The sequence below is a fragment of the Spirillospora sp. NPDC048819 genome, from assembly GCF_040650055.1.
Classification (GTDB): domain Bacteria; phylum Actinomycetota; class Actinomycetes; order Streptosporangiales; family Streptosporangiaceae; genus Spirillospora.
On the sequence record NZ_JBEZGN010000004.1, the window covers coordinates 100,659 to 121,221 of the forward strand.

At 71.3% G+C, this 20,563-nt stretch carries 19 protein-coding genes; 14 read left to right on the forward strand and 5 right to left on the reverse strand.

The window, feature by feature from the left end; translation table 11 throughout:
• Positions 1 to 74 precede the first annotated feature (74 nt).
• Both AB0C35_RS08350 and AB0C35_RS08355 read left to right on the forward strand, forming a co-directional pair.
• Positions 75 to 392 (forward strand): DUF3817 domain-containing protein, encoded by a 318-nt coding sequence (locus AB0C35_RS08350; RefSeq protein WP_358452019.1) that lies wholly within the window; start codon positions 75 to 77, stop codon positions 390 to 392.
• 81 nt (positions 393 to 473) lie between these two features.
• A complete protein-coding gene (locus AB0C35_RS08355; protein ID WP_358452021.1) occupies positions 474 to 1,397 on the forward strand; it encodes a helix-turn-helix domain-containing GNAT family N-acetyltransferase in 924 nt (307 codons plus the stop codon).
• A gap of 639 nt (positions 1,398 to 2,036) precedes the next feature.
• On the opposite strand, the gene AB0C35_RS08360 is transcribed toward AB0C35_RS08355, so the two are convergent.
• From AB0C35_RS08360 to AB0C35_RS08375, 4 genes are all read right to left on the reverse strand, one after another.
• Positions 2,037 to 3,278, reverse strand: coding sequence for an MFS transporter (locus AB0C35_RS08360; protein WP_358452023.1), 1,242 nt, complete (start codon positions 3,276 to 3,278; stop codon positions 2,037 to 2,039).
• Between the two features lie 416 nt (positions 3,279 to 3,694).
• Positions 3,695 to 3,832, reverse strand: coding sequence for a hypothetical protein (locus AB0C35_RS08365; protein WP_358452024.1), 138 nt, complete (start codon positions 3,830 to 3,832; stop codon positions 3,695 to 3,697).
• A gap of 37 nt (positions 3,833 to 3,869) precedes the next feature.
• Positions 3,870 to 4,439, reverse strand: coding sequence for an SRPBCC domain-containing protein (locus AB0C35_RS08370; RefSeq protein WP_358452026.1), 570 nt, complete (start codon positions 4,437 to 4,439; stop codon positions 3,870 to 3,872).
• Complete coding sequence (locus tag AB0C35_RS08375) at positions 4,436 to 5,068, reverse strand: TetR-like C-terminal domain-containing protein (RefSeq protein ID WP_358452028.1); 633 nt, start codon at positions 5,066 to 5,068, stop codon at positions 4,436 to 4,438. Before AB0C35_RS08375 ends, AB0C35_RS08370 begins: the two co-directional genes overlap by 4 nt.
• 242 nt (positions 5,069 to 5,310) lie before the next feature.
• Between AB0C35_RS08375 and lon the strand changes: the two genes are divergently transcribed.
• Both lon and AB0C35_RS08385 read left to right on the forward strand, forming a co-directional pair.
• On the forward strand, positions 5,311 to 7,707 hold the full coding sequence (gene lon / locus AB0C35_RS08380; protein WP_358452030.1) for an endopeptidase La: 2,397 nt from the start codon (positions 5,311 to 5,313) through the stop codon (positions 7,705 to 7,707).
• Positions 7,708 to 7,826: 119 nt separating this feature from the next.
• Entirely contained in the window at positions 7,827 to 8,312 is a 486-nt protein-coding gene (locus AB0C35_RS08385) for a VanZ family protein (protein ID WP_358452032.1), read from the forward strand.
• Between the two features lie 52 nt (positions 8,313 to 8,364).
• Here AB0C35_RS08385 and AB0C35_RS08390 read toward each other — a convergent pair whose 3' ends face one another.
• Positions 8,365 to 9,879, reverse strand: coding sequence for a nitroreductase/quinone reductase family protein (locus AB0C35_RS08390; protein WP_358452034.1), 1,515 nt, complete (start codon positions 9,877 to 9,879; stop codon positions 8,365 to 8,367).
• Between the two features lie 178 nt (positions 9,880 to 10,057).
• Here AB0C35_RS08390 and AB0C35_RS08395 point away from each other — a divergent pair, with 178 nt between their 5' ends.
• The 10 genes from AB0C35_RS08395 (at position 10,058) to AB0C35_RS08440 (ending at position 20,554) form a co-directional block, all read left to right on the forward strand.
• Positions 10,058 to 11,119, forward strand: a complete 1,062-nt coding sequence (locus AB0C35_RS08395) for a Gfo/Idh/MocA family oxidoreductase (protein ID WP_358452036.1) — start codon at positions 10,058 to 10,060, stop codon at positions 11,117 to 11,119.
• Entirely contained in the window at positions 11,116 to 11,967 is an 852-nt protein-coding gene (locus AB0C35_RS08400) for a TIM barrel protein (protein WP_358452038.1), read from the forward strand. The genes AB0C35_RS08395 and AB0C35_RS08400 overlap by 4 nt, the downstream gene beginning before the upstream one ends.
• Positions 11,964 to 12,899, forward strand: coding sequence for a 5-dehydro-2-deoxygluconokinase (gene iolC, locus AB0C35_RS08405; RefSeq protein ID WP_358452040.1), 936 nt, complete (start codon positions 11,964 to 11,966; stop codon positions 12,897 to 12,899). Before AB0C35_RS08400 ends, iolC begins: the two co-directional genes overlap by 4 nt.
• Entirely contained in the window at positions 12,896 to 13,753 is an 858-nt protein-coding gene (gene iolB, locus AB0C35_RS08410; protein ID WP_358452042.1) for a 5-deoxy-glucuronate isomerase, read from the forward strand. The genes iolC and iolB overlap by 4 nt, the downstream gene beginning before the upstream one ends.
• Positions 13,750 to 15,600 (forward strand): 3D-(3,5/4)-trihydroxycyclohexane-1,2-dione acylhydrolase (decyclizing), encoded by a 1,851-nt coding sequence (gene iolD, locus AB0C35_RS08415; RefSeq protein ID WP_358452044.1) that lies wholly within the window; start codon positions 13,750 to 13,752, stop codon positions 15,598 to 15,600. The genes iolB and iolD overlap by 4 nt, the downstream gene beginning before the upstream one ends.
• A 47-nt stretch (positions 15,601 to 15,647) precedes the next feature.
• Complete coding sequence (locus AB0C35_RS08420) at positions 15,648 to 16,637, forward strand: sugar ABC transporter substrate-binding protein (RefSeq protein WP_358452046.1); 990 nt, start codon at positions 15,648 to 15,650, stop codon at positions 16,635 to 16,637.
• Positions 16,634 to 17,692 (forward strand): ABC transporter permease, encoded by a 1,059-nt coding sequence (locus tag AB0C35_RS08425; RefSeq protein ID WP_358452048.1) that lies wholly within the window; start codon positions 16,634 to 16,636, stop codon positions 17,690 to 17,692. Before AB0C35_RS08420 ends, AB0C35_RS08425 begins: the two co-directional genes overlap by 4 nt.
• Positions 17,689 to 18,528, forward strand: coding sequence for an ATP-binding cassette domain-containing protein (locus AB0C35_RS08430; protein WP_358452050.1), 840 nt, complete (start codon positions 17,689 to 17,691; stop codon positions 18,526 to 18,528). The genes AB0C35_RS08425 and AB0C35_RS08430 overlap by 4 nt, the downstream gene beginning before the upstream one ends.
• A 368-nt stretch (positions 18,529 to 18,896) precedes the next feature.
• Entirely contained in the window at positions 18,897 to 19,187 is a 291-nt protein-coding gene (locus tag AB0C35_RS08435) for a hypothetical protein (protein WP_358452052.1), read from the forward strand.
• Positions 19,184 to 20,554 carry an MFS transporter gene (locus AB0C35_RS08440; protein ID WP_358452054.1) on the forward strand — a complete coding sequence of 457 codons (1,371 nt, stop codon included), beginning with the start codon at positions 19,184 to 19,186 and terminating at the stop codon, positions 20,552 to 20,554. The genes AB0C35_RS08435 and AB0C35_RS08440 overlap by 4 nt, the downstream gene beginning before the upstream one ends.
• Positions 20,555 to 20,563 lie beyond the last annotated feature (9 nt).

Here is a 20,563-nt window from a genome sequence, read left to right on the forward strand (position 1 = left end):
CGGCCGCACGGGCAGGTCCGCACGGGCCGCCCTGTGCGGGCCGTCGACGAAAGGTGTGATCTGTGGAAGGCGCGGTGACCAGGTACCGGATTCTGGCGCTGGTGGTCGGCACGCTGCTGGTGCTGCTGACGATCGGTATGGTCCTGAAGTACGGGCCGACCGACATGCCGGAGATGGTGGCCGTCGTCTCTCCGATCCACGGCTTCTTCTACATGGTCTACCTGGCGGTCGCGTACGACCTGTGGCGGCGCACCGGCTGGCCGCTGAGCAGGATGGCGGTGATCGTGCTCGGCGGGATCGTGCCGCTGATGACGTTCTTCGTCGAGCGCCGGATCGTGCGGGACGCGCGGGCGCTGGGCGTCGCGAAGGCCGAGGCCGAGGCGAGCGTCTGACGGCCGTCCCCCTCGGGGCACTGGATGGCGGCCGCCCGCGTCCACTAATGTTTGACTCAGTCAAACGTTAGGAGGGCGACCATGGGGGTGACCGAAGAGGACATCGGCACGGTCCGGTCGTTCAACCGGTTCTACACCGGGGTGATCGGCGTGCTCGGTGAGGGCCTCGTCCAGACGCCGTACTCCCTCACCGAGGCGCGGGTGATCTTCGAGCTGGCCCAGCGGGACGACACCGAGGTCCTCGCCCTGCGCCGCGCACTCGACCTCGACCCCGGGTACCTCAGCCGGATGCTGGCCCGATTCGAGACCGACGGGCTGGTCGGGCGGGAGCGGGCCCCCGGCGACGCCCGCCGGCAGATCGTCCGGCTCACGCCGCGGGGCCGTGAGATGTTCGCCATGCTCGACGAGCGGTCCGTCGCCGAGATCCGCGCGCTGCTGGACGGGCTGCCCGCGCGCGACCGGCACCGCCTCCTGGCCGCGATGCGCTCCATCCACGGCGTCCTCGGCGACCGTCCGCGCGGGGACGGCTTCGTCCTGCGCCCGCTGCGCCCCGGCGACCTCGGCTGGATCGTGGAACGCAACGGCGCCCTCTATGACCGGGAATGCGGCTGGGACCGCACCTACGAGGCCCTCGTCGCCAAGGTCGTCGCCGACTACGTGCAGAACCACGACCCGGAACGGGAGAACGCCTGGATCGCCGAATCCGGCGGCGTGCGGGTGGGCGGCGTCTTCTGCGTCCGCCGCGCCGACGACGTCGCGCAGCTCCGGCTGCTGCACGTCGAGCCGGACGCCCGCGCCATGGGCATCGGGGCAGCGCTGGTCGGCGAGTGCGTCCGCTTCGCGACCGAGGCCGGATACTCCGAGATCATGCTGTGGACGACCGCGCTGCAGCGTCCGGCGCACCGCGTCTACGAACGGGCCGGATTCGTCCTGGACGAGGAGGAGCCCCCGGTCGAACGCTTCGGGGACGTCATCCGCGGGCAGGTCTGGCGCAGAAAACTGTGAACCGGGCCCGTGGGGGTGTGTCGCCTCCACGGGCCCGGCTCCGCAGTGATCCCTGACTGCGTCGGCGGCCGGGACGGGGGTCGGACGGAGTTCCGGCCGCCTGTGTTCACCGGCGTCACGCCGGTTCGGCTCGGGACTGGTTCCCACCCCCCTTCCGCTCCGGCCGGCCGGGGAACCCGTCCGGCGCTCGGGGGAGGACGCCGCCTCGGCGCCCCGGTGACGGTGGCCGGGCCGGCGGCACGGCTCGGGTGATGCCGCCGGCCCGGCTCGTGGGGGACTCCGGCGCCACGGGGGCGTGCGGCGCCGGCGTCCGGGGATGGTCGATGGGCCCGGCAGGTCCGGTACGGCCGAGGACCCGAGGTGTGGTGCCGCGCGCCCCGCCCGCGGCACCCGTTGGGGGACGGTGCCGGCCACGGTGGAGCGTGCCGCGATCGCCCTCGGCCGTACGGACCGGGCCGCGCGGGGACGGGGGTGCGGGGACGGGCCGGGTCTCACGCTCTGTGCGGTGCATCCGGACCCCTCCCGCTTCCCGACCTGGGGCTTTGCCGCCCCAAGGCTTTCTCGTTCACCCTGTGTCACGAACTTGTTGCGTTAGGTACCCCCACGTCATGCGGACGTAAACCGGCCCGGTCCAAAGAATCATGATCGCGAAGCGGGTTTTGCCTCCGCATTGCCCGCCGCCCGCTTCGCCGCGGGACGGCGGCGCAGAACATGGCGGGCCAGGGCGAGGCCGGCCAGGAACGCCACGAGCGCGCAGACGCCCGTCCAGCCGAACCGGGAGTAGGCCGCCGCGCCCAGCCAGGAACCGGTGCTCCCACCCAGGAAGGAGCAGGTCATGTAAGCCGTGTTGATCCGGCTGCGGGCTTCTGGCCGCAACGCGAAGATCCGGGACTGGTTCGCGACCATGCCGGACTGCATCGCGACGTCCAGCAGGAGCGTCCCCGCGGCGAGCGCCACCAGCCCGGACCGGCCGCCCGCGGCGCCCGCCGCGAGCACCCCGGCGGCCGCGATCGTCCCGAGGATGGCGACGAGGCTGACCGGGTCGGAGCCCCGCCGGTCCACCTGCCGCCCGGCGGCGGGTGTGGCGACCATGGTGCCCGCGCTGACCAGGGCCAGCACCCCCACGGCCTGCGCCCCGAGCCCGTAAACGGGGCCGGTGAGCAGTAGCGCGACGCCCGTCCAGACGGCCTGGAAGCCGCCGAAGACCGTCGCCTGGTAGAAGCACGTCCGCCGCAGCTCCGGCTCCCGGCGCAGCAGCCGCAGCGGCTCGGCCAGCAGCGCGGGATACGACTGCTTCGACGGCGGGACGGTCGCGGGCAGCGCGAACGCGAGCGCCGCCGCCAGGCACAGGGCGACCGCCGCGGAGACCAGGTACGGGGCCCGCCAGCCGAGCCACTCGCCGATCATCCCGCCGAACGTGCGCGCCAGCAGGATGCCGCCGATCGACCCCGACAGCAGCGTCCCCATGACCGCGCCGCGCCGGTCGTCGGCCACCAGCCCGGCCGCCATCGGCGCGATGACCGGGGCGACCACGGTCGTGATCCCGACGAGGGCACTGGCGCCGACCAGCGCCGGCAGCCCGGGGGCGCCCGCCGCGGCCAGCAGCCCGATCCCGGTGACGCCGAGCATCACCACGATCAGCGGACGGTGCGGGAACCGGTCCCCGAGCGGCACCAGCAGGAAGTTCCCCGCCGCGTAGCCGAACTGCGCGGCGGTCACCACCAGCGCGGCCGTTCCCGGCGACACGTCCAGTCCCGATGCGACCAGCGGGCTGATCGCCTGCGGAAAGTAGATGTTCCCCACGGCGACGCCGCAGGTCAGGGCAAGGAGGAAGATCACCCGGCGGCTGAGGCCGCCGGGTTTCGAGGCATGCGAGGACACGGATGCTCCATCGATTCGACGCGGCAGGGCCGGCGGGGCGAACCCCGTGTGGACTCGCCTCGGCGTCGAGGAGCGCGGTGCCGGTCAGGCCGTGCTGCGCTCCGCCGCCGAGGCGCCGGTCGTGGCCTTGCCGAGACCCGTGTACACGATCTGCCTCCCGAACCGGAACCGGAACATCCCGCCGAAGATCGCACGCCGCCCCCGGCCCCGGCAACCCCGTTTTCGCGGAACTCTGGCGCCATGACGGCCTGCGTCTTGACGAAGGGACGGTCGGCCGCACCCCATGGCACCTGCTGAAGCCACCGTGAATCGCACCCCCGCCCATCGCCGGCGGATGTCCGTTCCGCCGGAACGTGGCAGTAGCGCGGCGAGCTGAGCAGCGGGTCGCAAAGTAAGCCCGGACGCTGGCAGGCGATCTATTCGTCGTCGGCGGAGAAAGGGGTCAGCGGGATGGTGATGCTCCAGGTTCCGGCGACCGGATGGTCAAGGTCGGGCGGCCAGTAGCAGAGGGTTCCCGGTGTGGGCTTGAGGAGTTCGTCGGTCAGGTCGATCACGGTAAGAGTGTGTCGAAGACGGACGCCGGCTCGACCATCACTTCTCAGGGCGTGCTGCCTTGACGCGCTGGGCGAGGGCCCTGTTCATGGCGTGGAACTGCGGCAAGGTGTCACGGGTCAGCTTTCCCCGGAAGAAGGGCACCAGGACCCCGGCGAAGTCCTCGCTCTGGCTGAACCTGACGCGTCCGGGCTCGATCGGCTCGATCACGAAGCGGTGTTCCCCGTCGAAGATCCCGCCAGGGCCGATCTTGCCGATCCAGCGGAGTTCCCGGCCGGGGGCCACCTCCAGCACGGTGGGGGTGAACGTCGTCTCGCCTCCGGCGTCGCGCATGACGTTGCGCAGGGTCGCCCCCTCCTCGACCCGGCCGCCGGAGGAGACGATGAACGGATTCCACTCCGCATAGGCGGGCAGGTCGCTCAGGACGCTCCACACCTCCTCGGGCGTGGCCTCGATCTCGATCGCGGCGCGCAGCGTGAAGGGGTTCAGGTTGGTCCAGGTCGCGTAACCGGCCAGCACGGCGGCGATGATGCCGAGCGCGATCAGCAGGCGGACGCGCCGCGACGTGCGGTCGCGTCGGCCGGTGGGGGCGGGGGGTGCGATGGTCATGTTCGGTTCCCTTTCGGAGGAAGGACGCCGGTGAGTGCGGTGTCGACCAGGCGTTCGGCATAGGAGCGGTCGATGGGACGGCCGGTGATGAGGAGCCGGTAGTACAGGGCACCGGAGAGCTGATCGAAGAGCAGCTCCGGATCGGTGTCCGGACGCAGGCCGCCGCGGCGGCGGGCCCGGTCGATCAACCCGATGACCAGTGCGTTGCGCTGCTCGAAGACGGCGCGGACCAATGCCCCGATGTCCGGGTGGCGGGCGGCCGCGGCGACGAGTTCGCCCACGAGCCCGGCCGACGGGTCGTCCGGGTCGCGCCCCGGCCCGGCTCGTCGCGTCCGGTTGAGCCCCAGCGCGATCTGCTCCAAGTAGTCGACGAGGTCGGCCCGCAGGTCTCCGGTGTCGGGCACCGGGACCTCGTCCTGCATACGGGCGATCACGGCGATGGCCAAGTGATCCTTGGTGGGCCACCGCCGGTACAGCGTGGTCTTGGCCACCGCCGCCGCCTTGGCGACCTTGTCCACCGCGAACGCGGCGTATCCGCGGGCCAGCAGCTCCTCTTCGGCCGCCCGCAGGATCTGCTCGTCGGCCCCGGCGTCGCGGGGCCGGCCGCGGCGTGGGTGTGGTGAAGTCATCCGTCATCCTTTTCGCTACTCGTGTTTCGTAAGTCGACGATAGCTGGTCACACCGCAATACGCAACGCTCGTATCGGAAATGGCCGCCGCCGATGTCCGTTCCGCTGGAAGGCTCCGCCCGGGCTCCCGAGACGTTGATCGCTGAGAGCGAACGTTGCTGAGGAAACAAAATGCTGCTCCGTTTTCTTGAGTGTGTATGACTCAACTTGCCGTTGGGTCGACGTACGGACTTGGAGCTGAGCATGAGCGAGACCCTGACGCTGCCGGTGCTGCCCCTGGACGACGGGGCCGTTCTGCCGGGCATGGTGGTGCCCCTGGACCTGTCGGAGAGCGGTGAGGTCCGGGCCGCCATCGAGGCCGCGCGGGCGGCGGCCCAGTCCAAGGGGCCGGGCATCCGGTCGGTGAGCAAGCCGCGGGTGCTGCTGGTGCCCAGGCTGAACGGGCAGTACGCCGGCATCGGGACGCTCGGTGTCATCGAGCAGGAGGGGCGGCTGCCCGGCGGTGAGCCGGGCGCGGTCGTCCGGGGCGTGCAGCGGGTGCGGATCGGGACCGGGACGACCGGGCCGGGCGCGGCGCTGTGGGTCGAGGGCACCGCGATCGAGTCGCCGCCCGCGTCCGGGAGGGCGCAGGAACTGGCGAAGGAGTACAAGAGCCTGGTCAGCGCGATCCTGCAGAAGCGGGGAGCCTGGCAGGTCGTGGACGTGGTGCAGCAGATCGACGACCCGTCCACCCTGGCCGACAACGCCGGGTACGCGCCGTACCTGTCGGACGAGCAGAAGATCGAGGTCCTGGAGACGCCGGATGTGGTGGAGCGGCTCAACCTGGTGATCGGGTGGGCGCGTGACCATCTGGCCGAGCTGGACGTGGCGGAGACGATCCGCAAGGACGTCCAGGAGGGCATGGAGAAGACGCAGCGGGAGTTCCTGCTGCGGCAGCAGCAGGAGGCCATCCGCAAGGAGCTGGCCGAGCTGAACGGCGACCCCGCCGACGAGGAGGACGACTACCGGGCCCGGATCGAGGCGGCGAACCTGCCCGAGAAGGTGCGCGAGGCGGCGCTGAAGGAGGTCGACAAGCTGGAGCGGTCGTCCGACGCCTCGCCCGAGGGCGGATGGATCCGCACCTGGCTCGACACCGTTCTCGACATCCCGTGGAACGACCGGACCGAGGACGCCTACGACATCTCGGGCGCGCGGGAGATCCTGGACGCCGACCACGCAGGGCTCGATGACGTGAAGGAGCGCATCATCGAGTACCTGGCCGTGCGCAAGCGCCGTGAGGACCGGGGCCTGGGCGTTGTGGGCGGACGCCGGAGCGGTGCGGTTCTGGCGCTGACCGGGCCTCCCGGCGTTGGCAAGACGTCGCTGGGCGAGTCGGTCGCGCGGGCCATGGGGCGCGAGTTCGTCCGGGTCGCCCTGGGCGGTGTCAGGGACGAGGCCGAGATCCGCGGCCACCGCCGTACGTACGTGGGCGCGCTTCCGGGACGGATCGTCCGCGCCATCCGCGAGGCCGGTTCGATGAACCCGGTCGTCCTGCTGGACGAGGTCGACAAGGTCGGCGCCGACTACCGGGGCGACCCGACGGCGGCGCTGCTGGAGGTTCTGGATCCCGAGCAGAACCACACCTTCAGGGACCACTACCTGGAGGTGGAGCTCGACCTGAGCGACGTGCTGTTCCTCGCCACGGCGAACGTGGTGGAGGCGATCCCCGCGCCGCTGCTCGACCGGATGGAGCTGGTGGAGCTGGACGGCTACACCGAGCACGAGAAGGTCACGATCGCCCGCGACCACCTGCTGCCGCGCCAGCTCGACAAGGCGGGGCTGGAGGCGTCCGAGGTGGGCTTCGGCGACGACGCGCTGCGGCTGCTGGCGGCCGAGTACACCCGCGAGGCGGGCGTCCGGTCGCTGGACCGGTCGATCGCGCGGGTCCTGCGGAAGGTCGCCGCGAACGTGGCGATGGAGAAGGGGGAGCTGCCGGTCGCGATCGGCGCGGACGACCTCAAGGTGTATCTGGGGCGGCCCAGGTACACGCCGGAGGTCGAGCTGAGCAGGAACGAGCGGCGGACGGGCGTGCCGGGCGTCGCGACGGGCCTGGCGGTCACCGGCGCGGGCGGCGACGTCCTCTACATCGAGGCGTCGCTGGCCGACAAGGAGACCGGCGACACGGGAGTGACGCTCACCGGGCAGCTCGGCGACGTCATGAAGGAGTCGGCGCGGATCGCGCTCAGCTACCTGCGTTCGCGCGGCGCCGAGCTGGAACTGCCGGTCGGCGACCTGAAGGACCGCGGCGTGCACGTCCACGTGCCCGCCGGCGCGATCCCGAAGGACGGCCCGAGCGCGGGCATCACGATGACGACCGCGCTGGCGTCGCTGCTGTCGGGGCGGCCGGTCCGCTCGGACGTGGCGATGACCGGCGAGGTGTCGCTGACCGGGCGGGTCCTGCCGATCGGCGGCCTGAAGCAGAAGCTGCTGGCCGCGTCCCGGCTCGGCATCACCACCGCGATCGTCCCGAAGCGCAACGAGCCGGACCTTGAGGACGTTCCGGCCGAGGTGCTGGAGAACCTGACGGTCTTCGCCGTGAGCGACGTCCGCGAAGTGCTGGACCTGGCCCTGGAGCCGGCCACCACGCCGGTGGCGGTCTGACGCACGGAACGCCCGCGCCGGGCTCGGCCCGGCGCGGGCGTTCGACGTCAACCCGGGTTTCGGCCCTGCCGAATCGCGGGCCGTGCATGGTCGATGACGGGCCGGGGACCATGCGCCGGGTGTTGACGGAGATGTGGCAGCCCGCAGCGCCGGGCAAGAAGGTCCCCTGGTACGTGATCGTCCTGCGGGTGGTCGTCGTGACCGCCGCGTTGGGCGCGCTCGGCGTCTTCTTCTATTTCGCGTTCCGGATGACGTTGACGCCCGTCCAGGACAACGGCCAGGCAGGCGGGAACACCGACCCGGGCCGCTCGCTCCGCTTCTACTTGGACCGTCCCACCAAGGAGGCGTTCCTCCAGATAGGCGGCAACCTCGCGCTACTCGCACCCCTGGGCGTGCTGCTCCCCGTCGTCTGGACGACCCTCCGCGGCCCGATCCGCCTGGCCCTCCTCGCCGGCATGTTCTCCTTCGCCATCGAGATGGTCCAGGGAGCCCTCGTCATGGGCCGCGCCTTCGACATCGACGACGTCATCCTCAACGTCACCGGTGTCGTGATCGCCTACCTCCTCCTGGGCCGCCGCCTCTCCAAGACCGTCCGCGGCGACTGAAGCATCACCCGGAGACGGACGCCACCGGGTTCCGGCGAGAGGGACGCGGGCGTCAGCGGGGGGTCAGGTGGAAGATGCGCAGCTGGCGGGTGGTGCGTTCCACGTACTGGTCGTAGACGGGCCAGACCTGGATGAGGCGGGGCCAGATCTCGATGCGTTCGGCGTCGTCCAAGAGGTGGGCGGCGACGGGCACGGTACGGCCCTGGAAGCTGATCTCGGCCTTGGGATTCTTGATGAGGTTGCCGGTCCAGGCGGGGTGTTTCTCGCGGCCGAAGTTGGAGCCGACGACGTAGAAGCCGCCGTCATCGTCGGGCAGGCAGGCGAGCGGGGTCTGGCGGGACAGGCCGCTGACGGCGCCCGTCGTGGTCAGCACGAGGCTCGGGACGAGGAGCTGTCCGAGGAGGAAGCGGCCGCCGGTGAGCCTGTGCAGGGTTCGGTCCACCGGCGGGACGACCTTGGGGCCCACCTTGGAGAACCATTCGGCGCCGGACACCCGGTGGAAGACCGGGCCGAAGGTGCGCTGGACGAGGGTCGGCATCTGCTGCTGCTCCTTGGTGCCGAGCCTTCCGGCGCGGCGGGGTTTCAGGTGGCCGGTCTCGGCCAGCCACCGGAGGCCGTCGGCGACCGTTTCCTCGACCGGGCGCAGGGTGAGGTCCAGCGCGTCCAGGATGGGGCGGTCGTCGGTGGGGACGAGGGTGACCATGAACTCGGCGGCGTCGCGGGTGAGCGGGTAGTCGAAGCGGCGGATCCGCTTGGCCGCGTCCAGCGCCGAGCCGAGGCCCAGCATGAGGCGGCTCGGGACGGGCACGCGGCGGCACTTCACGCCGGTGAGCCGGTCGCAGAGGTCCGCGTACTGCGGCCACGTCAGGTAGTGGCCGCCGAGCACCCAGCGGCTCGGCCCCTGCCGGGCCTCCACGGAACGTGCCAATGCCTCGCCGAGGTCGCGGACGTCGATCACGGAGACGCCGCCGCCCGGAAGCGGCCAGACCTTGCCGAGCGCGGCGGCGAGCCCTTCCATCAGCGCGTCCAGGGTGGGCTGGTTCGGCCCGCACACGCCGCCCGGGTAGACGATCGTGACCGGCGCGCCGTCCGACTGGAGGCCGCGCACGTACTCCTCGGCGGCCAGCTTCGACCGGCCGTAGCCGGTGCGGGGGCTCGCGAGGGCGCCGTCCGCGGTGATGACCGGGGCGGACGGCGGGACGAACACCCCGATCGTCGACACGTGGATCACCGGGTCGAGTCCGCGGGCGACGGCTCCGCCGACCACGTTGCGGGTCCCCCGGACGTTGACGTCGATCAGGTCGCCGGCGGCGCCGGTGACGCCGATCGCGGCGGCGGCGTGGATCGCGGCGTCGGTGCCTTCGAGGGCCTCGGCCACGGCGTCCTCGTCCAGCATGTCGCCGGGGACGAGTTCCACGTCCTCGGCCGCGACGCCGATCGCCTGTAGGACCTTGGTCGTTTTCCCCGGGTCGCGGACCAGCGCGCGCGGGCGGTGCCCAGCGGCGAGGAGGGCGCGCACGGTGTAGGAACCGACGAACCCGGAGGCGCCGGTGACGAAGACCCGCATGGGGGACAAACTAGCGCTTGGTCCGACCTGGGCGACAGCCCATACACTTCATGCCCCAAGAGTAACCGTTTCGATTTCGGACACCTCCAATACCGGGAACGCGCACAACCGTTCGTTGACGCTCCTGGAACGCTCCATCACACTCGTGAGTCACCTGACCGCCGACCGGGAGGGATCAATGAAGATCGGACTGGCCGGCGCGGGGCGCATAGGTGCGCGCCACGCCGCCGCCCTGTGTGAACTGCCCGAGGTGAACGCCCTCTACGTCGCCGACGCGGATCCGGGCCGGGCCCGCGACCTCGTCGCCCGCCTGCCCGAGTCATCCCGCGCCACGGCGCTGGACGCGGTCGGGGAGCTGTTCTCCTCCGGCCTCGACGGGCTGATCGTCGCGGCGGCCACGGACGCGCACGCGGGCCTGGTGGAGCGGGCCGTCGCCGCGGGGATTCCCGTGTTCTGCGAGAAGCCGCTCGCCTCGGATCTTGATGGAACGTTCCAAGCGGTGACCGCGGCCGCCGCCTCCGGCGTCCCGGTCCAGGTCGGGTTCCAGCGCCGGTTCGACGCCGGGAACGCGGCAGCGCGCGAGGCCCTGGCCTCGGGACGGCTCGGCTGGCTGCACACCGTGCGCTCGTGCAGCTTCGACCCCGCGCCGCCGCCCGCCGAGTACGTCCCGACGTCCGGCGGGCTGTTCCGCGACTGCGTCATCCACGATCTGGACCTGATCCGCTTCGTGACCGGGCGCGAGGTCGTCCGGGTCATGGCCTCCGGGGCCAACCGGGGCGACGACTTCTTCCGCGAGTGCGGCGACATCGACACCGGGTCCGCGCTGCTCGTCCTGGACGACGGGACGCTCGGGCTCGTGTCGGCGACCCGCTACAACGCCGCCGGCTACGACTCGCGGCTGGAGCTGTTCGGGTCCAAGGACAGCATCGTCACCGGCCAGGACGCCCGGACGCCCGTCACCGCCCTGCCCGAGCACGAGGAGCCGCCGAAGGCCGCGCCGGGGGCCGAGCCGGGGGAGGAGGGGCCGGGCGGGGAGCCCAGGCACGTCTACGGCGGCTTCATGGAACGGTTCGCCGACGCCTACGACGCCGAGCTCCGCGCCTTCGTGGACGTGGTGGCCGGCCGCCGCGCCAACCCGTGCCCGCCCGAGGAGGCGCTGGAGGCGTTCTACCTCGCCGAGGCGTGCGAACTTTCCCTGCGGGAGGGACGGATCGTCGGGACCGAGGAGGTGCGGCGATGAGGATCGCCGCCGCGCCGATCTCCTGGGGCGTGTGCGAGGTCCCGGGGTGGGGCCACCAGATGGACCCGGGACGCGTCCTCGCCGAGATGCGCGATCTCGGCCTCGCGGCGACGGAGCTGGGGCCGGACGGTTTCCTGCCCCGCGACACGCGCGCGAGGGACGAGCTGCTGACGTCCCACGGGCTGGGTCTTGTGGGGGCGTTCGTCCCGGTCGTCCTGCACGATCCGGGCCACGACCCGATGCCGGAGATCGACCGTGCCCTGGACCGCGTCGACGGCGTCCTCATCCTGGCCGCCGCCACCGGCCTCGACGGCTACGACGGGCGGCCGGCCCTGGACACCAAGGCGTGGTCGACCCTGCTGGCCAACCTCGACGCGATCGCCTTGCGCGCCGCCGCGCGCGGCCGCCCGGTCACCCTGCATCCGCATGTCGGGACGGTCGTCGAGTCGCGCGCGGAGGTCGAGCGGGTGCTGGGCGGCAGCAGCGTCCCGCTGTGCCTGGACACCGGGCACCTGCTCGTCGGAGGCACCGACCCGGTGTGGCTGGCGCGTTTCGCTGCGCGGCGGATCGCGCACGTCCACCTGAAGGACGTGGACGTAGGGCTCGCCGACCGGGTGCTCAACGGCGAGGCCGCCTACACGGACGCGGTGCGCGACGGTCTGTACCGGCCACTCGGGGACGGCGACATTGACATCTCCGGCATCATCCGCACTCTGGAGGGCGCCGGTTACGAAGGCTGGTACGTGATGGAACAGGACACCGTCCTGACCGAAGAGCCCGCAGAAGGCGGCGGACCGTTCGACGACGTCCGCAGAAGCCTGGACTTCCTCGCCGGAGTGGCCCTATGACATTCGACCTCATCACGATGGGACGGGTGAGCGTCGACGTCTACCCGGACCAGGTGGGCGTGCCGCTGGAGGACGTCGAGTCGTTCGGGAAGTACCTCGGCGGCAGCCCCACCAACGTCGCGGTGGCCGCGGCGAGGCACGGCCGCCGCGCCGCCGTCATCACCCGCACCGGAGACGACCCGTTCGGACGGTTCGTCCACAAGGCCCTCAAGGAGTACGGCGTCGACGACCGGTTCGTCACCGCCGTCCCCGGGCTGCCCACACCGCTCGCGTTCTGCGAGATCTTCCCGCCGGACGATTTCCCGCTGTACTTCTACCGCTATCCCAAGGCCCCGGACCTGGAAATCCACGCGGCCGAGCTGGACCTTGAGGCCATCCGTGAAGCCCGCATCATGTGGGCGACCGTCACCGGGCTGTCGCAGGAGCCCAGCCGCGAGGCGACGCTGACCGCCCTCGCCGAACATCCCGGACAGACCGTCATCGACCTCGACTACCGGCCGATGCTCTGGGCCGACCCCACTGAGGCCCCGCACTGGGCAGGGCTCGCCCTGGAACACGCCTCCGTCGCGGTCGGGAATCTGGAGGAGTGCGCGGTCGCGGTGGGGGAGCGTGAGCCGCGCGCCGCCGCCCGCGCGATCCTCGACCGCGGCCCCGGACTCGCCATCGTGAAGATGGGGCCGGAAGGCGTCCTCGCCGCGACGTCCGACGAGGTCGTGCAGGTGCCGCCGGTCAAGGTCGACGTCGTGAACGGGCTCGGCGCGGGCGACGCGTTCGGCGGCGCGATCTGCCACGGCCTCCTCGCGGGCTGGGAACTGCGGCGGCTGATCGAGTTCGCGGGCGCCGCGGGCGCGATCGTCGCGTCCCGCATCGCCTGCTCCGCCGCCATGCCCACGCAGGACGAAGTCGAAGAACTACTTGAGGAGCGGCGATGAAGCACCACCTGCCTGCGGGAACGGCCGCCGAGGAGCCGTACGGACTCGTCGTGACCCCCGAGTCGGCCGGATGGATCCACTCGGCGCTGCGCGTCCTCGAACTGCCGGACGGCGGCTCGCACGAGTTCCAGACCGGCGACTTCGAGACGATCGTGCTGCCCCTCGCCGGGTCGTGCACCGTCGAGTGCGACGGCGAACGCTTCGCGCTGGACGGCCGCGAGGACGTCTTCAGCCGGGTCAGCGACTTCGCCTACGTGCCGCGGGACGCGCGGGTCACGGTGCGCGGACGCGGCCGGTTCGCGCTCGCCGGGGCCCGCTGCGAGGCGCGGCTCGAACCGCGCTACGGCCCCGCCGGGGACGTCCCGGTCGAGCTGCGCGGCGCGGGGCCGGCGAGCCGGCAGGTCAACAACTTCGGCACGCCGGAGGGCTTCCCGTTCGCCGAGAAGCTGATCGCGTGCGAGGTGCTGACGCCGGGCGGCTGCTGGTCGTCGTTCCCGCCCCACAAGCACGACGAGGAGACGCCGGACGAGGCCGTCCTGGAGGAGATCTACTACTTCGAGGTCGCCCGGGGCGGCATGGCCTACCAGCGCGTCTACGGATCGCCGGGACGCCCGATCGACGTCCTCGCCGAAGTGCGCAGCGGCGACGCCGTCCTGATCCCGCACGGCTGGCACGGGCCGTCGATGGCGCCGCCGGGCCATGACCTGTACTACCTGAACGTGATGGCCGGGCCCTCACCGGAGCGGGCCTGGCGGATCTGCGACGACCCCGCGCACGCGTGGATCCGCGACACCTGGGCGGGACAGCCCCTCGATCCGCGGCTGCCGCTGACCTCACCGGAAGGACGGTCATGAGGCTGACGGTGGGTCAGGCGCTGGTGCGTTTCCTGGCGGCGCAGTACAGCGAGCGGGACGGGGAGCGGCGGCGGTTCTTCGCGGGCTGTTTCGGCATCTTCGGGCACGGCAACGTCGCGGGTGTCGGGCAGGCGCTGCTGGAGCATGCCGACGACGTCCCCTACTACATGGCCCGCAATGAACAAGCGATGGTGCACACCGCCGCCGGATACGCCCGGATGAACGACCGGCTCGCCACCTTCGCCTGTACGACGTCCATCGGGCCTGGGGCGACCAACATGGTGACGGGGGCGGCCCTCGCCACCATCAACCGGCTGCCCGTGCTGCTTCTGCCGGGTGACATCTTCGCCACGCGTCCGGCCAACCCGGTGTTGCAGGAGCTGGAAGACGCCCGGTCATACGACGTTTCCGTCAATGACTGCTTCAAGCCCGTCTCGAAGTACTGGGACCGCGTCAACCGTCCTGAGCAACTCCCCAGCGCGCTGATGGCGGCGATGCGCGTCCTCACCGATCCGGCGGAGACGGGTGCGGTCACGTTGGCGCTGCCACAGGACGTTCAAGCGGAGGCGTACGACTGGCCGGACGACCTGTTCGCCCGCCGTGTGTGGCGTATCCCGCGCGCTGTGCCCGAACCCGCCGCGCTGGAGGAGGCGTCCGCCGTCCTGCACGGCGCTGAACGTCCCCTCATCGTCGCGGGCGGCGGCGTGATCTACTCCCGGGCCACCGACGACCTACGCGCCTTCGCCGAACGCACCGGCATTCCCGTGGCCGAAACCCAGGCCGGCAAGGGGGCCCTGCCCTGGGACCATGCCTGTTCAGTGGGTGCCATAGGCGCGACGGGCACGACCGCGGCGAATGCTCTCGCGCGTGAGGCCGATGTCGTCCTTGGCGTAGGCACCCGCTACAGCGACTTCACCACCGCGTCCCACAGTCTGTTCGCCAACCCGGACGTTAAGTTCATCAACCTCAACGTCGCGGGGTTCGACGCCGCCAAACTCGCCGGGATCACTGTTGTCGCCGACGCGCGGGAGGGCATCCGGGGCCTGAACGCGGCCGTGGACGGCTACAGCGTCCCGGCCGCCTATCGAGACGAAACCCAGGCCCTCGCAGCCGACTGGAACGCCCAAGTCGACCAGGCGTACGCGGCCCAGAACGGGAAGCTGCCCGCCCAGTCCGAGGTGATCGGCGCCGTCAACGAGATCAGCGGCCCGCAGGACGTCGTGGTGTGCGCCGCCGGGTCCATGCCGGGCGACCTGCACAAGCTGTGGCGGGCCGGCGACCCCAAGGGCTACCACGTCGAGTACGGCTACTCCTGCATGGGCTATGAGATCGCCGGCGGTCTCGGCGTGAAGATGGCCGCTCCGGACCGGGAGGTGTTCGTCCTGGTCGGGGACGGGTCGTACCTGATGATGGCCCAGGAGCTGACCACGGCGGTCGCCGAGGGGATCAAGCTGATCGTCGTCCTGGTCCAGAACCACGGCTACGCCTCCATCGGGAACCTGTCGGAATCGGTCGGCGCACAAAGGTTCGGCACCCGCTACCGTGCCCGGACCGAGACGGGACTCGACGGCGGCCCGCTGCCGGTCGACCTGGCCGCCAATGCCGCCAGCCTCGGCGCCGACGTGATCCGCGCGTCCACCGCCGACGATCTTCGCGACGCGCTCCGGGAGGCGAGGAAGGCCGCGCGGACGACGGTTATCCACATTGAGACGGACCCCTTGGCAGGCACCCCCGACAGTGCGGCATGGTGGGACGTCCCGGTCGCGGAGGTGGCGGCGCTCGACTCCACCAGGGAGGCTCGTGCCCGTTATGAGGGGGATCGGCGCGCACGCCGCCACCATCTGTGATCAACTCCTCAGACCGACCATTCGGGGAGAAACGGAGAACACATCCGATGAGAGGCGTTTTCGCGCGTGGATCGTCCAAGAGCCTGGCGGTCCTGGCCGCCGCGGGAATGCTGGCGCTCAGCGCCTGCAGCGGCTCGGGCGGCAAGGAGTCCGAGGAGGACACCCAGGGCGCCGGCCCCCGGCTGGAGATCGCCATGGTGACGCACTCCGCGCCGGGCGACACCTTCTGGGACATCGTCCAGAAGGGAGCCAAGGCGGCCGCAGCCAAGGACAACGTCGAGTTCCTGTACTCGGCCGACCCGGACGGCGGCAAGCAGGCCCAGCTCGTCCAGGCCGCGATCGACAAGAAGGTCGACGGCATCATCGTCACCCTCGCCAAGCCCGACGCGATGAAGGACGTCCTGGCCCGCGCCGCCGCCGCGAAGATCCCGGTGGTGTCGATCAACTCCGGCCAGGAGGAGTCGGCGGAGCTCGGCGCGATCGCGCACTTCGGGCAGGACGAGTCGATCGCGGGTGAGGCGGCCGGCACCCAGCTCGGGGAGATCGGCGCCACCAAGGCGCTGTGCGTGATCCACGAGCAGGGCAACGTCGGGCTGGAGGCCCGCTGCGACGGGGCGAGGAAGACGTTCGACGGCGACCTGGAGAACCTGTTCGTCCAGGGCTCGAACATGCCGGACGTCAAGTCGTCCATCACGGCCAAGCTGCAGGCCGACAAGAACATCGACGGGATCCTGACGCTGGGCGCGCCGTTCGCCGCGACGGCCGTCGACTCGGTCAAGGAGACCGGCAGCAAGGCCGAGATCGGCACGTTCGACCTGAACAAGGACCTCATCGCCTCGCTCAAGTCGGGCGCGATCGAGTTCGCCGTCGACCAGCAGCCGTACCTGCAGGGCTACGGGGCCGTCGACGCCCTGTGGCTGCTGAAGAACAACGGCAACGTCCTCGGCGGCGGCCGTCCCGTGCTGACCGGCCCGGCGATCATCACCAAGGACAACGCCGCGGGGCTGGAGGAGTTCGCCAACCGGGGGACCCGGTGACCCACGCGGTCACCGAGCCGCCGGTGGCCGATCCGGGCCCCGACGAGCGCCTGGCCCGGCAGTCGCCGCTGCGGCGGCTGCTGGGCCGCCCGGAGCTCGGAGCGCTGCTCGGCGCGGTGGCGCTGTTCGTGTTCTTCGCGATCATCGCGGACGCGTTCCTGCAGACCGGGTCGTTCTCGACCGTCCTGTACGCCAGCTCGACGTTCGGGATCATGGCGGTCGGCGTGTCGCTGCTGATGATCGGCGGTGAGTTCGACCTGTCCGCCGGCGTGATGGTGACGTCCGCGGCGCTGATCGCCGCGCTGACCGCCTACCAGTTCACGCTGAACGTGTGGGCGGGCGTGGTGATCTCGCTCGTCCTGACGCTGGCGCTCGGCATGATCAACGGGCTGCTCTACAACTGGACGAAGCTGCCGAGCTTCATCATCACCCTCGCCATGTTCTTCATGCTGGCGGGCCTGAACCTCGGCGTGACCAAGGCCCTCACCGGCAACGTCGCCAGCGACTCCGTCCGCGACATGGACGGCTTCGACACCGCCCGCGCGATCTTCGCCTCCGACATCGACGTTCTCGGCTTCCGGCTCAAGATCACGGTGTTCTGGTGGCTGCTGTTCGTCGCGATCGCGACCTGGATCCTGCTGCGCACCCGCATCGGCAACTGGATCTTCGCGGTGGGCGGCTCGGCCGACAGCGCCCGCGCGGTCGGCGTCCCGGTCGCCCGCGTCAAGATCGGCCTGTTCATGGGCGTGGCGTTCTGTGCCTGGTTCTCCGGGATGCACCTGGTGTTCGCGTTCGCGACCATCCAGTCGGGGGAGGGCGTCGGCAACGAGTTCCTCTACATCATCTGCGCGGTCATCGGCGGATGCCTGCTGACCGGCGGCTACGGATCGGCGATCGGCGCGGCGATCGGCGCGTTCATCTTCGGCATGACGAACAAGGGCATCGTGTACGCGGAGTGGAACCCCGACTGGTTCCGGTTCTTCCTCGGCGCGATGCTGCTCATCGCCACCGTGGTGAACCTGATCGTCCGGCGCAGAGTGGAGCGGGCGTCATGACCGCGAAGAACGCGCCGCTGATCAGGCTGAGCGGCGTCGGCAAGAACTACGGCAACATCATCGCGCTGCGGGACGTGAGCCTGGAGACGTCCGCCGGCGAGGTGACGTGCGTCCTCGGCGACAACGGCGCGGGCAAGTCCACGCTCATCAAGGTCGTCGCCGGCCTGCACCGCCACGACACGGGCACCTACGAGGTCCAGGGCGAGCAGGTCGCGTTCAACTCGCCCCGCGACGCCCTCGACCGCGGCATCGCGACCGTCTACCAGGACCTCGCGGTCGTCCCGCTCATGCCGGTCTGGCGGAACTTCTTCCTCGGCTCGGAGAAGCGCAAGGGCTTCGGCCGCATGGACGTCGAGTTCATGCGGTCCACCACCCACGGCGAGATGGCCGCGATGGGCATCGACCTCCGCGACGTCAACCAGCCCATCGGCACCCTCTCCGGCGGCGAACGGCAGTGCGTGGCCATCGCCCGCGCCGTCTACTTCGGCGCCAAGGCCCTCGTCCTGGACGAGCCCACGGCCGCCCTCGGCGTCAAACAGGCCGGGGTCGTGCTGCGCTACATCGTCCAGGCGCGGGAACGGGGGCTCGCGGTCATCTTCATCACCCACAACCCGCACCACGCCTACCCGGTCGGCGACCGCTTCCTGATCCTCAACCGAGGCCAGAGCCTCGGCTACCACACCAAGGACGAAATCACCCGCGAGGAACTGACGGCCCTCATGGCCGGAGGCACCGAACTGGAGGAACTGGCCCACGAACTGGACGCGGCGGGCTCGTCGGCCGCCGCCGACCGCCTGACGAAGGAGGCCGAAAGCCTGCGCCTCCCCGAAGACTGACTCCCCCGCCGCCCTGCCCCGCCCGGTGTCGCGGTGGGGCGGTGCGGTCGGTGCTCCGCCGCCACGCCCCGCACCGGTGTTGCGGTCGGGCGGTGCTGTCGGTGCTCCGCCGGCGCGCCCCGTCCGGTGTGCTGGCCAAAGCGGACTGCGACATGGCGGATACGTTAGTCATCGACTTCGAACATGCAATCGACTCCCGCACGCCTCCCGCTACCCCGCGACATGTCCCCACCGCCATCAGGACGCAGTAAACCGAGCCCACCGCATCACTCGGACCGCCCGCTCCACAACCACAACTCCGAATTCCTCATGAACGGCTATGGGCACTCATGAACACTCAATCACCAACTGTTCCGGGCGCTTCGGCCGTGCGGAGCCCGATTCATGACTCGACCGCCGCAGCCGGCCTCTCGCTTGAGGGCGTCAGCCGCTACGAGCCCCTCGACGGCGCGGTGCTCCGCGCCGCCCTGTCGCGCCGCCCGCGCCGCGACGTGACGACGACCCGCCGCGGCGCCGCCGAGTTCTTCCTGGCCAGGCACCTGCCCGCGCTGACCGACCGGATCGTCGCCCGGACGTTCACCGGCCGCGTCCGGGGAGGCGCGTTCGAGGGCGCCGAGATGGCCGCCGGGGTCGTGCGCCGCCACGCGGGCCGGTCATGAGCACCGCCGAGACGGCGCGGGCGGACACCGCGACCCGGCCCCGCGCGCGCGACCTCACCGGCTACGCCGCCGGCTCGCTCGGGATGGGCGTGTGGGTCACCATCCCCGGGCTGCTGCTGCTCTACTTCATGACGCACACGCTCGGCGTGTCCCCGTTCCTCGCCGGCCTCACCCTGCTGCTCCCGAAGATCATCGACGCGGTGGTGCACCCGTGGTTCGGGTCGGTGTCGGACCGGCAGGCCCGCCGCGCCGGGCACCGGCGCGGCATGCTCCGCTGGGGGCTGCTGCTGGCCATCGCCTGGATCGGGCTGTTCTCGGTGCCGGGCGGCCTGTCCGGCTGGTCGGCGGCGCTGTGGGTCGGCGGCTTCTACATCGCCGGGAACGTCTTGTACGCGTGCTTCCAGGTGCCGTACCTGACGACGCCGTCCGATCTGAAGATCGGGTACCACGAGCGCACCCGCGTGTTCATGTACCGGATGCTGCTGCTGACCGTCGGCCTGCTCGGCGCGGGCGTCGCGGCCCCGGCGCTGGTGTCGGACGGCGGCCGCGGCGACTACGCCCGGATGGCCGTCATGCTCGCCGGCGTCCTCGTCGTCACCGGCCTGCTCGCGATCGTCTTCATCCGGCGGCTGACGGACCGCTCCGGTTTCCGGATCCCGGACGGCGGGGAGGCGCACTCCGTCATCGACGACCTCCGGATCACCTGGCGGGACCGCGACTTCCGCGCCCTGGCGCTGTCGTACCTGTTCACCGGCATCACCACGCACCTGTTCCTGGCGGCGGTGCCGTTCTACACCCAGTACGTCCTCGACGACGAGGGCCTGACCGCCGTGTTCATGGGCGCGTTCCTCGTCCCCGCCGTGGTCGCCGGGCCCGTCTGGAAGAAGGTGTCGGAGCGCACCGGCAAGCAGCGCTCGCTCCTGTTCTGCCAGGCCGTCTTCGTCGTCGGCTCCCTCGCCCTGTGGGTCGGCGACGCGCTGGGCGTCGGGCCGACCGTCGCCGTGATCGCCGTGCTGGGCACCGCGTTCGCCGGTCTTCAGCTCTTCGCGTTCTCCCTGATCCCCGACATCGTGGCCGCCGCCGAATCGCGGGGGACGGCCCGCGCCGGCGCCTACACCGGCGTGTGGACGGCGACCGAGGCGACCGGCACCGCCATCGGCCCCTACGTGTACTCGGCGACCCTCGCCGTGGGCGGTTTCGTCTCCACGACCGAGGGCCACGCCATCGCGCAGTCGGACACCGCGCTGCTGGCGCTCCGCATCGGTGTCACGGTGGTGCCCGCCGCGCTGATGGTGGTCGCCGTCGCCTTCCAGCGCCGCTTCGCGCTCGACCGCATGGCCGCATCCGCCCCGGCCTCCGCCTCCTGACGGTCGTTC